Below are 12,531 nucleotides of genomic sequence, written 5' to 3' on the forward strand. Positions count from 1 at the left end.
TCTTATTGAAATCTGTATTTAATGCGCAAAAGTAATCTTATTTATCGGCATCTCTATCTTTTTTCTCTTTTTTTTCTATCTTTACGTCCGTATAGGAGAAAAGAACCGTAATTTAAACTAAAACATTATGAGAATCGGTATTTTGACTTCAGGAGGGGACTGTCCCGGTATCAATGCGACTATTCGTGGCGTATGCAAAACCGCTATCAACCACTATGGAATGGAGGTGATAGGTATTCATAGCGGCTTTCAAGGATTATTGACAAAAGATGTGGAGTCGTTTACGGATAAGTCCTTGTCGGGATTGCTGAACCTGGGCGGTACAATGCTGGGAACCTCCCGCGAAAAGCCGTTCAAGAAGCATGGAGTGGTGTCCGATGTGGATAAACCTGCTTTGATAGAGAAGAACGTCAAAGAACTGGGGCTGGACTGTATTGTGTGCATTGGCGGCAACGGTACGCAGAAAACCGCCGCTAAACTGGCTGCCAGAGGACTGAACATCGTTTCCGTTCCCAAGACCATCGATAATGATATTTGGGGGACTGATTTCTCCTTCGGCTTTGACTCTGCCGTCAGCATCGCTACGGATGCCATAGACCGGCTTCACTCCACTGCCAGTTCGCACAAACGGGTGATGGTGATAGAGGTAATGGGACACAAAGCCGGGTGGATTGCATTGTATTCCGGCATGGCGGGAGGAGGCGATGTGATCCTGATTCCCGAACTTTCCTATAATATCCACAATATCGGAGATACAATCCTGAACCGCTTGAAAAGAGGGAAACCCTATTCTATCGTAGTGGTGGCGGAGGGCATCCAGACTGACGGCAGGAAGCGTGCTGCTGAGTATATCGCGCAGGAGATTGAATACGAAACGGGTATTGAGACGCGTGAAACCGTTCTGGGGTATATTCAGCGTGGAGGTTCGCCTACGCCTTTTGACCGTAATCTGTCGACCCGCATGGGAGGTCATGCTACGGAGCTGATTGCAGGAGCGCGGTTCGGGCGTATGGTGACTCTGAAAGGAAATGAAATATCCTCGGCGCCTTTGGAAGAGATAGCCGGAAAACTTAAGTTAGTGACCGAGGAACATGATTTAGTTGTTCAAGGCAAGCGTATGGGAATCTGCTTCGGATAGCTTCTCTGTTGCGTCTGTTGCGTTTTCTTCCGCTGCCGTATTTTCTTCTATCATGTGGTTTTGCACTTTGGCTGTTTCAATGGCCGTTTTGAAGTTGCCGTCATTCTTTATCTTTTTCAAGGCCATTTGTGCGGCATTCTGTTGTGACTCTTTCTTGGAATAGCCTGTGCCTGTACCGGCTGGAAGATTCTCAATGAGGACTTCTGTGTGGAACATTGGGTTATAGTCCCGGTCGAGGGACTGTTCTATCAGCTCAAAGGAGACTTCCATTTTGTTCTTCTGGCTCCATTCGATGAGCTTGGACTTGAAGTTGACTTCCTTGCGCGACATCTTGTCAAGGTCAATGTAGTTCTTGAGGATTTTCTCTTCCATGAACTGTTTGCAACGTTCGTAGCCCTGGTCCAGATAGATGGCTCCGATAAGTGCTTCGAAAGCATTGCCGTACATGTAGCTGTTGTGTGAGGAAGAACGGGTGGAGTATTTGACAAGTTTGTCCAGCCCTATTTCTACGGCCAGTTTGTTCAAGGTTTCCCGTTGCACGATTTTTGAACGGGTATTGGTAAGAAAGCCCTCTCGGCGGCCTTCAAAGTGCTTATACACAATATCTCCCACGATGGCGTCCAGAATGGCGTCGCCCAAGAATTCCAGTCGCTCGTTGTTCAATGGCCGCCCTTTCTCGGAACGGACAGAGGTGGACTTGTGTAGCAGGGCCTGCTGGTAGAAACGGATATTGCGGGGAAAAAAACCAAGTATCTTGTAAAAACAAAAATAAGACTCTCTGTCCTTACGGAATAAGAGCCTTATTTTGTCTATTTGGTTACGTAACACGACCGTATTATTCTGCGTATTTCTTGAAAATAACACATGCGTTATGACCACCGAATCCAAAAGTATTGGACAAGGCTACGTTCACTTCACGCTTTTGGGCTTTGTTGAACGTAAAGTTCAGGTCATAGTCGATGTTTTCGTCGTTGTCACCCTCTTCGTGGTTGATAGTCGGAGGAACAATGCCATTCTGGATAGCAAGGATACTTGCAATAGCTTCTACCGCACCGGCAGCACCCAATAAGTGGCCTGTCATGGATTTGGTTGAACTGATGTTCAGTTCATAAGCATGCTTTCCGAATACTTCCTGGATAGCTTTTACTTCCGAAATATCACCAACCGGAGTAGATGTACCATGAACATTGATGTAATCTACTTCCTCAGGCTTCATCTCTGCGTCTTCCAACGCATTTCTCATTACCAACTTGGCTCCCAAGCCTTCCGGGTGGGAAGCTGTCAGGTGATGAGCATCGGCAGACATACCTACACCGGCAACCTCTGCATAAATCTTGGCGCCACGTGCTTTGGCGTGTTCCAGTTCTTCAAGAACCAGACATCCACCGCCTTCACCCATGATGAAGCCGTCGCGGCTTGCGCTGAACGGACGGGATGCAGTCTCCGGAGAGTCGTTGCGGGTAGATAAAGCGTGCATAGCGTTGAAACCACCTACACCACAAGCGGCGATAGCTGCTTCCGAACCACCGCTGACAATGGCATTGGCCTTACCCAAACGGATGAGGTTGAATGCATCAGCAATAGCATTGGTAGAAGTGGCGCATGCAGAACAAGTCGCATAGTTAGGACCATGAAAACCGTACAGGATAGAAATTTGTCCGGCAGCAATGTCCGAAATCATCTTAGGGATGAAGAACGGATTGAACTTAGGACCGTTTTCTTTATGGAGGGCATAGTTACCTGCTTCTTCTTCAAATGTACGGATTCCACCAATACCGGCACCAAAGATGACACCGATTTTGTTCAAATCCTCATTTTCGACATCAAGACCGGAATCTTCTACCGCCTGCTTGGCTACGCCGATAGCGTATTGAGTATACAAGTCCATCTTGCGAGCCTCTTTGCGGTCGATATATTGATTGGCATCAAAGTTCTTCACTTCGCATGCGAATTGGGTCTTGAAAAGTGATGCGTCGAAATGAGTAATAGGTCCTGCTCCACTAACCCCATTCACGAGATTTTCCCAGAATTCGGGTACTGTGTTGCCAATGGGAGTAATGGCGCCAAGACCTGTTACTACAACTCTTTTTAATTCCATACTAAGAAATGAATGGATTAAGATTACTTAGCGTGTTCTTCGATGTAAGATACAGCATCACCTACAGTACCAATCTTCTCAGCTTGGTCATCAGGAATAGAGATACCGAATTCTTTTTCGAATTCCATGATAAGTTCTACAGTGTCAAGAGAATCCGCTCCTAAATCGTTAGTGAAGCTAGCTTCGTTAGTAACTTCTGATTCTTCAACGCCTAATTTGTCGACGATAATCGCTTTCACTCTTGATGCAATTTCAGACATAACTTTAAGTTTTTAATTAATAATTAGTTTTATTTCTTTAAATTTGCGGTGCAAAGGAATAAATATTTATTGTTCCTCGCAAATATTTGATGAATTAAATGTACCTTTTTGCACATTTTTCACGGTTTTGTGCAGGGATTGGAGGGCTTATGAGTAAAAACATTGCTATTTTGGCTTCCGGTAACGGGACGAATGCAGAAAACATCATCCGTTATTTTCAAAATAGCGAATCGGTGAATATAGGGCTGGTTTTAGCTAATAGGGAGACAGCTTTGGTTTTGGAACGTGCACGCAGTCTGAATGTTCCGTTTGCCTGTATGGGTAAAACCGAGTGGGTGGATGGAACGGCTGTGTTGGCTCTGCTGGAGGAGAGGGGCATTGACTTCATCGTCCTTGCCGGTTTTCTTGCACGTATACCGGATTGTATCTTGCATGCTTATCCCAATAAGATTATAAATATTCATCCTTCTTTATTACCCAAATTCGGAGGTAAAGGCATGTACGGAGATCGTGTACATGAAGCGGTGGTGGCTGCCGGCGAAACGGAAACCGGCATTACTATACATTATTTAAATGAGCATTTTGATGAGGGGGAAGTCATTGTGCAGTACAGATGCCCTGTTTTGCCGCAGGATACGGCGGAAGATGTGGCAAAGAAAGTGCATGCGCTGGAGTATGAGTATTACCCGCAGGTCATAGAGCGTTTGTTATCGGAGATGTGCTGACAATCTTTCGGAATATTGTTTTTTGCGGACAGAAGCGGCATATTATTCCGGATGATTCAAAATTGTGTATGCTTCTTTCTCTCTTCTTAAAGGATAATCTCCCCGTAGCTTTTCGAATAACTCCGGATGTGTTTTTAATGCGTTGCTGTCCCGGCGGGGGTCATACATTTGCAAATAGGCATCCGATAGGTCATCTGCTGTGATTTGCAGCTGTTTTGGAGCGGGCGGAATAATTTGGTAGTCCGTTTGTATATTGAAATAACGGCATAGGGCATCCAGCGACATGCGGGTGGCGTTGGCTTTACCGTCTGCCGAGTAGCCGGCAATATGGGGGGTTCCGAGGAACACTTTGTCTAATAAATCTATATTTATGGCAGGCTCGTTTTCCCAAACATCAATGACAGCATCTGAAATGGCTCCTGTCTCTAAGGCGTTCAGTAGTGCATTTGTTTCGATAACTTCTCCGCGTGAGGTGTTGATGATGACAGGCCGCCGCTTTAATGATCTGAAAAATGCAGCATCAGCCATGTGGTAGGTCTTATACTTCCCTTTTTTATATAAAGGTACGTGAAAGGTGAGTATATCGCACTCCTCCGCAAGCGACTGGAGGGAAGAGAACTGCTGTTTTCCTTCTTTTTCTTCGCGCGGAAGGTCGTTGAGCAAGATATGCATGCCCAGCTCTTGTGCAACTTCAGCCACCTTGCTGCCCACATTGCCCACACCTATAATGCCGATAGTGGCTTCCGACAGGTTAATGCCTTTCTGCTTTTGCAGCAGGATCAATGATGAGTGCAGGTATTGGGCTACGGATGCGGAGTTGCATCCGGGAGCATTGGTCCAGGTGATGCCTGCTTCGTGGCAGTATTCCGTATCAATATGGTCGAATCCGATTGTTGCCGTAGCAATAAACTTCACTTGGCTGCCTGCCAGTAATTCCCGGTTGCATCGGGTGCGTGTACGGATAATGAGCGCATCCGCATCTTTTACCAAGGAGGGGGTAAAGTCTTTCCCCGGTGCGTAAACCACTTCATCCGCTATCTTTTCAATAGCTTCTTTTATAAAAGGTATTTTGTTGTCGACAATTACTTTCATGGCACTTTTGTTTATGTAGGCAAAGTTAAAAATAATTCGTGAGAATGAGGAATGTTGGTACAATAATACATACCTTTGACAGATTGTTTAAAACATAAATTTATATACTGATGAAAACACTGATTGGTTTTGAAGAAATAGAAGATAAGATAATTACCCTTCGCGGACAAAAAGTACTTTTGGACAGGGATGTTGCTGCTTTGTACGGGGTGGAAACACGGGATATTAATAAGTCCGTCAGAAATAATCCGGATAAATTCCCCAAAGGGTATGTTATTGAACTGAATGATAGTGAATTGAAAGGTTTGCGGTGGAAAAATTCCACCACAAATCTTTCTAAGTCAAGAGTTTTGCCCAAAGCCTTTACGGAGAAGGGATTGTATATGATTGCCACCATTCTGAAAAGTGCTCGTGCAACCGAGGCTACGATTTCCATTATTGAGACTTTTGCCAAGTTGCGCGAACTCTCCCGTACCTTGAACAACTTGCCGGATGCTTCCGAAGAGCAGCAGAAATCCTTATTGGAGAAAAGCGGTGATTTGTTCACCGATTTATTGGACAATAATCTTCAGGCAACGGATTCGGAGACAACGATCGAATTAAATCTTGCCGTATTGAAAGTAAAGCATACGGTAAAACGGAAAGCGGACAAGGAATAAATGCGGCAAACTGTTTGGCTGTGTGCAAAATATTGTATAGTTTTGTCAACTTGTGGGAATTTTGCAGCTTGTTGAACAAAGACTAATTATTTATATCCAATGAAGTGTATTCATATCATTACTCCTGTAAAGGACTCTATTGAGTTGACGCTACAAACTGTGGAGGCCGTTATGGCATCCGGTTTTCAAATACCGTTTACTTATACTGTATACAATGATTTCAGTACGGAAGAAAATACGGCAAAATTGCAGGAGGCGTCCGGGAGACTGGGATTTGAGTTGGTGAACCTTGCCGAGATTACAGAACATCCCTCCCCGAACTATCTGCTGGTGCTGCAAATGGCGCAACAGCGTGCCATTGAGGCTGATGCCGGTTTGATTATTGTAGAGTCGGATGTGGTGGTAAAGAAGAATACATTACAGGCTTTGTTTGACGGAGCAATGAAAAGAGAGGACTGTGGGATTGCAGCTGCTGTGACAGTGGATGCCAAAGGGAATATCAACTATCCTTATCTTTATGCCAAAGGGAAAGAGAATCAGGTGTTTCCGGAGAAGAAACATTGCAGCTTTTGCTGCTCCCTGTTGACTTTGAATTTCCTGAAAGCTTTCGACTTCCACCGGTTGGATCCTGAGAAGAACTGGCACGATGTAACTATCTCACACCAATCCCTGAAGGAAGGGTTTAAGAATTATTTATTTACTACATTGCCAGTGTTGCATCAGCCTCATGGCAGCCGTCCATGGAAACAACTGAAATATAAGAATCCGTTGAAGTATTATTGGTTGAAGTATACGAAAGGGTTGGATAAAATTTGATGTATTTATGAAATCTGAAATGAGCCGGAAAGCCGATATTTTTCATCCTCATACCTTAGTTATCCATCCGGATTTTGAGGCGTTGAGAGGGTTTGTACTCTCTTTACCTGAGCGTTTTGAAAAGAATGAGGGTATTGTAATCCATAAAGGGCGCAATGAATTGAGGAAAATGGAGTATAAAGGCCGGGAATATGTCGTTAAATCTTTCCACCGTCCCAATTTTATCAACCGTTTTGTGTACGGTATTTTTCGGCCTTCTAAAGCCAAACGTTCCTATGACCATGCCGAATTATATCGAAATATAGGTGTGGGGACCCCTCAACCGGTAGGGTATCTCAATGTGCGTAGCGGCCTGTTGTTCGACAGAAGTTACTATGTGAGCTGCTTGTCGGCATGTCCTTATGTCTATAATGACTTGTTCAAGCAGAAGTTTGAATATGAAGAAGACGTTCTGCGCGAGATAGGGAGGGTAACTGCTGTGCTTCATGAACATGGGTACGCTCATAAAGATTATGGGCGCGAAAATATTCTGTTTCAGAAAACGCCGGAAGGCATTAAATTGGAAATTGTGGATTTGAACCGGATGTTTATCGGTACTATCGGCATGAAAGCGGGCTGTAAGAACTTTGAGCGCCTGCCTGCCACTCCGCAGATGCATCGTTGGATGGCCGAGGAGTATGCAAAGGCCCGAGGTTTTGATGTTGAAAAATGTTTTGAACTGATGGTTGCTTACAGAAGTACCCAACCGGGAAAGATTGATAACCTTTATTGAAGATAGCCATGAATATTGTAGCCGTAGTCGTTACCTATAACCGAATAGAACTGCTGAAAAGGACTGTTCGCTGTTTGCAGCAGAACAAGCCGGTCTCTTCCATTGTAGTTGTCAATAACGGAAGTACGGATGCTACTGCCGAATGGTTGAAGACGCAGCCGGGACTTATTGTTATCAGTCAAGCGAATGTCGGCGGTTCGGGGGGCTTTTATACAGGTATGCAGTATGCATATCAGGCGGGTGCCGACTGGATTTGGTGCATGGATGATGATGTGTTTCCGCGTGCCGATTGTCTGGAGCAGCTATTGCTCCATGCCGATCGGGAAGACATAGGAATACTTGCTCCACGACGCTTGCAGGAAGGGAAGCTTTTCACGCATGAGTTTCAAGGTTATAACTTAATAAACCCTTTTGCTTCCATGTACACCGGTAAACTGTCGAAACAGACCGTAACAGAACCTGTGGAGATACAGGGAGCAGCTTTTGAGGGACCGTTTATCCGGCGTGAGGTTGTTGAGAAGATAGGTTACCCCAATAAGGAGCTGTTTATCTTTTGTGATGATACGGATTATTGTCTTCGTACGGTGCAGGCCGGGTTTAAAATACTATATGTTCCTACGGCACTGATGGACAAGGAGAAGTTTTTCTCGAACGACAGTTGGAGCGAACGGAATAAAAAGAAAAAGTGGAAACGTTTCTATCAGGTGCGCAATTCCACTTACTTGAGCCACCATTATGGACGTAATTGGGCAGTAAGGTATCTTCGGGGCTTTAATGGAGTGGCAGGCTATATTTTAACGGCCCTTCTTACTTGTCCGTTCACCGATGCTTACCAATGGAGTGATATTGCCAAACTGTGGAAAGCATATTGTGACGGGATACACGAACGGCTGGGCATTATGAAATAGCAGTGATTGATAAAAATCATACTACTCCTCCATTAAATTTATCCATTCCTTTATTATGGTGTCAATGGTAAACCGTTTGCTGCTTTCAATGGCATTGGCCGCCATGGATTTGCGCAATTTATCATCTGTCATTAGTCGTTTGATTTGTTGGATATACGCCGGAATATCATTATTGGGGATGATGAACCCGTTGTCCTCACTTGTTATTATATCCTTCAATGATGCAAAGCTGTCGAAGGCCAGAGGAACACAGCCGCATTGTTGCGCTTCAATTAACGTCAGCGGCCACCCTTCAAAGGAGGAGGTCATCATGAATATGGAAGCCTCAGTGTAATAAGGCTCCGAATTTCTTGCGCCCTCAAAGAAGACACGACTCAGGTTGTGATGTCTGACAAAGTCTTTATATTGGCTTTCCATTTTCCCATGACCAACAATTCTTAATTTCCAATCGGATAAGCTGTTGTCGGCTTCAATCTCTTTCCATATTTTTAAAGCGATGGATACCCTTTTGGGTTCTTCCTCCAACCTGGATACGATGAGCACTTCTTTCTTTTTGTATCCGTAGTTTGCCATGTCATAAAAAGATTGGAATGAGAGGGCATTGTGAATTATTCTGATTTTGCTATCCTCTTTTAGGCGGGCATATTTTAGGAAGTCGTTTTTGAAGTGTCCGGATAAGAGGACTACTTTGTCTGAAAAAGTATATGACTCTTTATACAGGACAGGCAGCTTTATGATCTTTCTCATTTTTTGGTATGGGAATGATAAGCATTTTCTGAGGTTTTTCCATATGTGCTTCCCCTCTTTGAGCTCTTTCTTGGGGTTGTCCAGAGTTATAAAGTTGACCTCAGCGGCAGGTTTGGTGTGAAGTGCGAATATCAGTTTGCACTCTTTTCTTTGCGACTGGCTTAAGGCTGTCTTCAGATGTTTGGTTAGTTTATGTTCTCCCTGGTTGATAATGACATCAATTTTGTTTTGTTCTATGAACTGAATTAACCGAGTGAGCTTATTGTAAGATGTGATCTTGATTGTATCGACGAATTGTTGTTTCTCAAATGAACTGTCAATGTCGTATTTATAAGCTGAATAACAATTTGCGTTATAAAATGTGGTTAATGCAGTTGCTATATTTGCTGTTATTCTTTCAACTCCCCCATATTGTGGAGCTACTTCATTGACTGTGTAAAATAAAATATTCATTACGTTCGTTATTTTGAATATGATTTCTGTATTTCGTGGACCACCTTCATTTGTTTGGAGTGAAACTTCCGGGCGAAAATCTTGTTGGAGTCGGCAAGTCTTTTATAATCGGCATTCTGCCATACGTAGGGATTTCCATGTTCCCAGTCAATGTCACGCATGCAGCCTGTGCTGGCATCATGTATGCAGTACATCTTTTCTCGGAAAGGAGAGTTCCACAGGAGGGTTTGAATAAATATTTCGTCCGGGCAAAGCGTGTATCTCATCCGCTTCAATATAATGTCCTTGTACTGCAGCAGATAGCTGACGGCATTTTCAGTGACACTCACCCATTGTCCTCCTTTTTTAAACTCAAATGTTGTCTTTCTGCGGTAGTTGCTTATTTTATGAAGGGCTAAAACTGTGTTCCGGAGAAATGCGGTGATTCCATGCAGCATGTTTCCTTTGTCTTTCAGTCTTTGTGTGAAAAAATAATATCGGGATACTTTGCGTTCCAAATCCCGTTGGTGGGCTGCATCTTGCCAGAAGCCGACGAACTCCTTTCCTGAATTTTTATGAAAGAATTCATGAATGTAGTCTTGGCTCTTGATAGGAAGGTCTGCTCCTGACAGTAAGTGATAATAGGCATAAGGTCCGTTTTTCAGAGCAGTCTCGAACAGGAGATATTCCACCTTTACTAAGCTGATGTCTCCCCAATACACTTTCATGTTTTTTCAATGAGATAGAAACCGGCTTTCTTTATCTTGAATCCTTTAATTTTTTGATATAGGCCCACTGCTCGTTTGTCGATATGCAGATAGATGTCATTGCGTTCGTCGTCTAACATAGAAAGCAATACTTCGAGTATCGGATATTCGTTGTGGGCGATAATCAGAAAGGCATGTTTCATCATTGGTGTATGTTTAGTTCTTTAAAGACATCCGGAATGGTTGTGTCCGGAATAATAAACTGCTTCTCACACAATGCTTTATAAAAGGATGTCCCGATAACCCGGTCATACTCCGCTTCGAGTTTCCCTTCTTTGTATAATTTGTAGAAGTATCTCCAATGGCGACCTCCATGTCTGCCTTTATGCTGCTCCAGCTGCCTGCCTCCATTTATCATCTTTTCCAGGAATTGTTGTTTCCCGCGTATGTTGTAATGATATATGCGTATGCCACTGTCTGTGGATAGTTGGGGAAGCATGGTCACTTTATGGTTTCCCATAGAGATTTGCAGATAGCCGGCGCTTCGATGGATGACTTTTTTGTTCTGCCGTTCGAATATGGAATAGGTAGACAAATCGTAGCGTTCCGGTTCACTGACAGGTTTCACAACTTTATCCCACTGCCAGAAAGGTCGGTTCTCTTCCGGATAAACGCTTCTCATTTCGCAATTCAATACGTTGGCATGGGTGGCCGACAGGTCTGTTTTGAGATTGCCGGAGGGAGAGTACCACAACTCATCGGCATCGGCATTGATGATCCAGTCGGCTTTGTAGATGGTTTTGGCTTTCCATATCATCCGGTCTACCCATTCTTTTTGTTCATAGTCGGTTGCTTTCTCCTCAATGACTTCCTTTATCCATCCTTTCTGTTTATATTTTCGGATAATCTCGGGAGTAGAGTCGGTGGAATTATTGTCTGTAATGATAAAGCTGTCCACACCCATTGCTTTGTGGAACAATAGGTTTTCCTCCAGCATGCTTTCTTCGTTTTTCACCAATAGGGTCATTATTAATTGTGAAGGAGGGGCTTTGCGGAATGTTTTGAAACATTCCACAAGGGCTAAACTTATTTTCTTTATAAGGTAAGTATTTATCATCGCGATGTATGTAATCAGTTAACGGGTACTTTTATCCAACCGTCAGGATAGATGTTGGGCGTATCACAATGTTGAAACCAACGTTCGGGCATAATTACCGTCTTATTCTCTCTGGGGTTCAACCATGCCCCCCACCAGCTAAACGTACTGTTGCAAATGATGTGGTGGCGGCAATGGCTCATCAGCATCATGTCCTGCCAGCTTTCTGCACCTTTATTCCAATCAATGAAGACGGCCTGTGGCAACGGTAGGTTTTCCTTTACCCAGGCTATGTCATCCGAAAAAACATAATAGGAAGGCTGCTCTATCCGTTTGTTCATTTCGGTAATAGCATTGAGGTAATAGGGCAGTTGGCACACACTGCCTGTTGTTTTCCAATGTTTGGGTTCTAAATAATCTCCCCGGCGGATATGTAGTGAAACGGCATGCTCGTTATGCTTTATTTGCGTTAGCATTGCTTGGGTCTTCTCATTGAACAGGTCTGAGTTGAATGTAAAGGCTATACGTATGTCATTTTCCATATCGGCAAAGAACCTTTCCGACTGATAGAATCCTTTAAAGTATAGCAAAGGCCATAAGTATTTTTTATCGAATGGGAGGAGACTTGATGGGTCTTGTTTGCGTTCATAGATTTTCTTGAAGAAAAGAAATTCTATAACCTTTTTCAAAGGTTGGTTGATACAGAATTCTGTTTTGGGAAGATTGAACACGCGGTGCATTTCATAACCATGGTGGACGTTGTAATGCATCATGTCGGACAAATCGATCCGAGTATTTGTATGACGTTTTTTCATTCGTAGATAGAAAGCGTAGATAAACATTTGGTTGCCCAGGCCGCCTGTCATTTTAATCAGTCTCATATGTCTGTTTTTAAGGAATAGTGTTTTTTAAACGTTCGTTTAAAAAACACCTCTCAGAACTTTTTCACAGGAAGATCGTTTGTCTATATTTATGACTATTCAAAAAAATGATATTATCAGGTTAATACGTTTTTGGCGATGAATATGAAAAAAACGAGTAACAATATTTTTTAGATAAGAAATTACTCCTATCTTTGTGT

At 43.5% G+C, this 12,531-nt stretch carries 13 protein-coding genes and 1 pseudogene; 6 read left to right on the forward strand and 8 right to left on the reverse strand.

The window, feature by feature from the left end:
• Nucleotides 1-127: 127 nt before the first annotated feature.
• Nucleotides 128-1,138: an ATP-dependent 6-phosphofructokinase gene (locus NQ546_RS03340; protein WP_004291935.1), complete on the forward strand. Its 1,011-nt coding sequence runs from the start codon at nucleotides 128-130 to the stop codon at nucleotides 1,136-1,138.
• Here the strand turns inward: NQ546_RS03340 and rnc are convergent.
• The 3 genes from rnc to NQ546_RS03355 are packed head-to-tail and all read right to left on the reverse strand — an operon-like array spanning nucleotide 1,097 to nucleotide 3,496.
• A complete protein-coding gene (gene rnc / locus NQ546_RS03345; RefSeq protein ID WP_039953473.1) occupies nucleotides 1,097-1,966 on the reverse strand; it encodes a ribonuclease III in 870 nt (289 codons plus the stop codon). The two genes, NQ546_RS03340 and rnc, sit on opposite strands and share 42 nt — an antisense overlap.
• Nucleotides 1,967-1,973: 7 nt before the next feature.
• Nucleotides 1,974-3,236, reverse strand: coding sequence for a beta-ketoacyl-ACP synthase II (fabF, locus tag NQ546_RS03350; protein ID WP_004291937.1), 1,263 nt, complete (start codon nucleotides 3,234-3,236; stop codon nucleotides 1,974-1,976).
• 23 nt (nucleotides 3,237-3,259) lie between these two features.
• Nucleotides 3,260-3,496: an acyl carrier protein gene (locus tag NQ546_RS03355; RefSeq protein WP_004291965.1), complete on the reverse strand. Its 237-nt coding sequence runs from the start codon at nucleotides 3,494-3,496 to the stop codon at nucleotides 3,260-3,262.
• 98 nt (nucleotides 3,497-3,594) lie between these two features.
• Here NQ546_RS03355 and purN point away from each other — a divergent pair, with 98 nt between their 5' ends.
• Nucleotides 3,595-4,221 carry a phosphoribosylglycinamide formyltransferase gene (gene purN / locus NQ546_RS03360; protein WP_004291967.1) on the forward strand — a complete coding sequence of 209 codons (627 nt, stop codon included), beginning with the start codon at nucleotides 3,595-3,597 and terminating at the stop codon, nucleotides 4,219-4,221.
• Between the two features lie 42 nt (nucleotides 4,222-4,263).
• Here the strand turns inward: purN and pdxB are convergent, their stop codons facing one another.
• Nucleotides 4,264-5,313: a 4-phosphoerythronate dehydrogenase PdxB gene (gene pdxB, locus NQ546_RS03365; RefSeq protein WP_004291969.1), complete on the reverse strand. Its 1,050-nt coding sequence runs from the start codon at nucleotides 5,311-5,313 to the stop codon at nucleotides 4,264-4,266.
• A gap of 110 nt (nucleotides 5,314-5,423) precedes the next feature.
• On the opposite strand from pdxB, the gene NQ546_RS03370 reads away from it, so the two are divergent.
• The 4 genes from NQ546_RS03370 (at nucleotide 5,424) to NQ546_RS03385 (ending at nucleotide 8,468) form a co-directional block, all read left to right on the forward strand.
• The gene (locus NQ546_RS03370) at nucleotides 5,424-5,972 is read left to right on the forward strand and encodes an ORF6N domain-containing protein (RefSeq protein WP_004291971.1); all 549 of its coding nucleotides are present in this window, start codon (nucleotides 5,424-5,426) and stop codon (nucleotides 5,970-5,972) included.
• A 99-nt stretch (nucleotides 5,973-6,071) separates the two neighbouring features.
• A complete protein-coding gene (locus tag NQ546_RS03375; protein WP_004291972.1) occupies nucleotides 6,072-6,788 on the forward strand; it encodes a hypothetical protein in 717 nt (238 codons plus the stop codon).
• 7 nt (nucleotides 6,789-6,795) lie between these two features.
• Nucleotides 6,796-7,560 (forward strand): lipopolysaccharide kinase InaA family protein, encoded by a 765-nt coding sequence (locus NQ546_RS03380; protein WP_004291974.1) that lies wholly within the window; start codon nucleotides 6,796-6,798, stop codon nucleotides 7,558-7,560.
• Between the two features lie 8 nt (nucleotides 7,561-7,568).
• The gene (locus NQ546_RS03385) at nucleotides 7,569-8,468 is read left to right on the forward strand and encodes a glycosyltransferase family 2 protein (RefSeq protein ID WP_039953475.1); all 900 of its coding nucleotides are present in this window, start codon (nucleotides 7,569-7,571) and stop codon (nucleotides 8,466-8,468) included.
• 21 nt (nucleotides 8,469-8,489) lie between these two features.
• On the opposite strand, the gene NQ546_RS03390 is transcribed toward NQ546_RS03385, so the two are convergent.
• From NQ546_RS03390 to NQ546_RS03405, 4 genes and pseudogenes are all read right to left on the reverse strand, one after another.
• Entirely contained in the window at nucleotides 8,490-9,668 is a 1,179-nt protein-coding gene (locus NQ546_RS03390; protein WP_004291976.1) for a glycosyltransferase, read from the reverse strand.
• An 8-nt stretch (nucleotides 9,669-9,676) separates the two neighbouring features.
• Nucleotides 9,677-10,557: pseudogene (locus NQ546_RS03395) on the reverse strand (beta-1,6-N-acetylglucosaminyltransferase).
• Entirely contained in the window at nucleotides 10,557-11,471 is a 915-nt protein-coding gene (locus NQ546_RS03400; RefSeq protein ID WP_004291979.1) for a glycosyltransferase family 2 protein, read from the reverse strand. The pseudogene NQ546_RS03395 and the gene NQ546_RS03400 overlap by 1 nt, the downstream one beginning before the upstream one ends.
• 14 nt (nucleotides 11,472-11,485) lie before the next feature.
• Nucleotides 11,486-12,331, reverse strand: a complete 846-nt coding sequence (locus tag NQ546_RS03405) for an alpha-1,2-fucosyltransferase (RefSeq protein ID WP_004291980.1) — start codon at nucleotides 12,329-12,331, stop codon at nucleotides 11,486-11,488.
• Nucleotides 12,332-12,531: the final 200 nt, after the last annotated feature.

Origin of the sequence: Bacteroides eggerthii (genome assembly GCF_025146565.1) — a bacterium.
Lineage (GTDB): Bacteria > Bacteroidota > Bacteroidia > Bacteroidales > Bacteroidaceae > Bacteroides > Bacteroides eggerthii.

Coding starts and splice junctions, on each gene's coding strand:
- NQ546_RS03340 (WP_004291935.1), top strand. CDS start 128: ATGAGAATCGGTATTTTGACTTCAGGAGGGGACTGTCCCGGTATCAAT.
- fabF (WP_004291937.1), bottom strand. CDS start 3,236: ATGGAATTAAAAAGAGTTGTAGTAACAGGTCTTGGCGCCATTACTCCC.
- NQ546_RS03355 (WP_004291965.1), bottom strand. CDS start 3,496: ATGTCTGAAATTGCATCAAGAGTGAAAGCGATTATCGTCGACAAATTA.
- purN (WP_004291967.1), top strand. CDS start 3,595: ATGTACCTTTTTGCACATTTTTCACGGTTTTGTGCAGGGATTGGAGGG.
- pdxB (WP_004291969.1), bottom strand. CDS start 5,313: ATGAAAGTAATTGTCGACAACAAAATACCTTTTATAAAAGAAGCTATT.
- NQ546_RS03370 (WP_004291971.1), top strand. CDS start 5,424: ATGAAAACACTGATTGGTTTTGAAGAAATAGAAGATAAGATAATTACC.
- NQ546_RS03375 (WP_004291972.1), top strand. CDS start 6,072: ATGAAGTGTATTCATATCATTACTCCTGTAAAGGACTCTATTGAGTTG.
- NQ546_RS03380 (WP_004291974.1), top strand. CDS start 6,796: ATGAAATCTGAAATGAGCCGGAAAGCCGATATTTTTCATCCTCATACC.
- NQ546_RS03385 (WP_039953475.1), top strand. CDS start 7,569: ATGAATATTGTAGCCGTAGTCGTTACCTATAACCGAATAGAACTGCTG.
- NQ546_RS03390 (WP_004291976.1), bottom strand. CDS start 9,668: ATGAATATTTTATTTTACACAGTCAATGAAGTAGCTCCACAATATGGG.
- NQ546_RS03400 (WP_004291979.1), bottom strand. CDS start 11,471: ATGATAAATACTTACCTTATAAAGAAAATAAGTTTAGCCCTTGTGGAA.
- NQ546_RS03405 (WP_004291980.1), bottom strand. CDS start 12,331: ATGAGACTGATTAAAATGACAGGCGGCCTGGGCAACCAAATGTTTATC.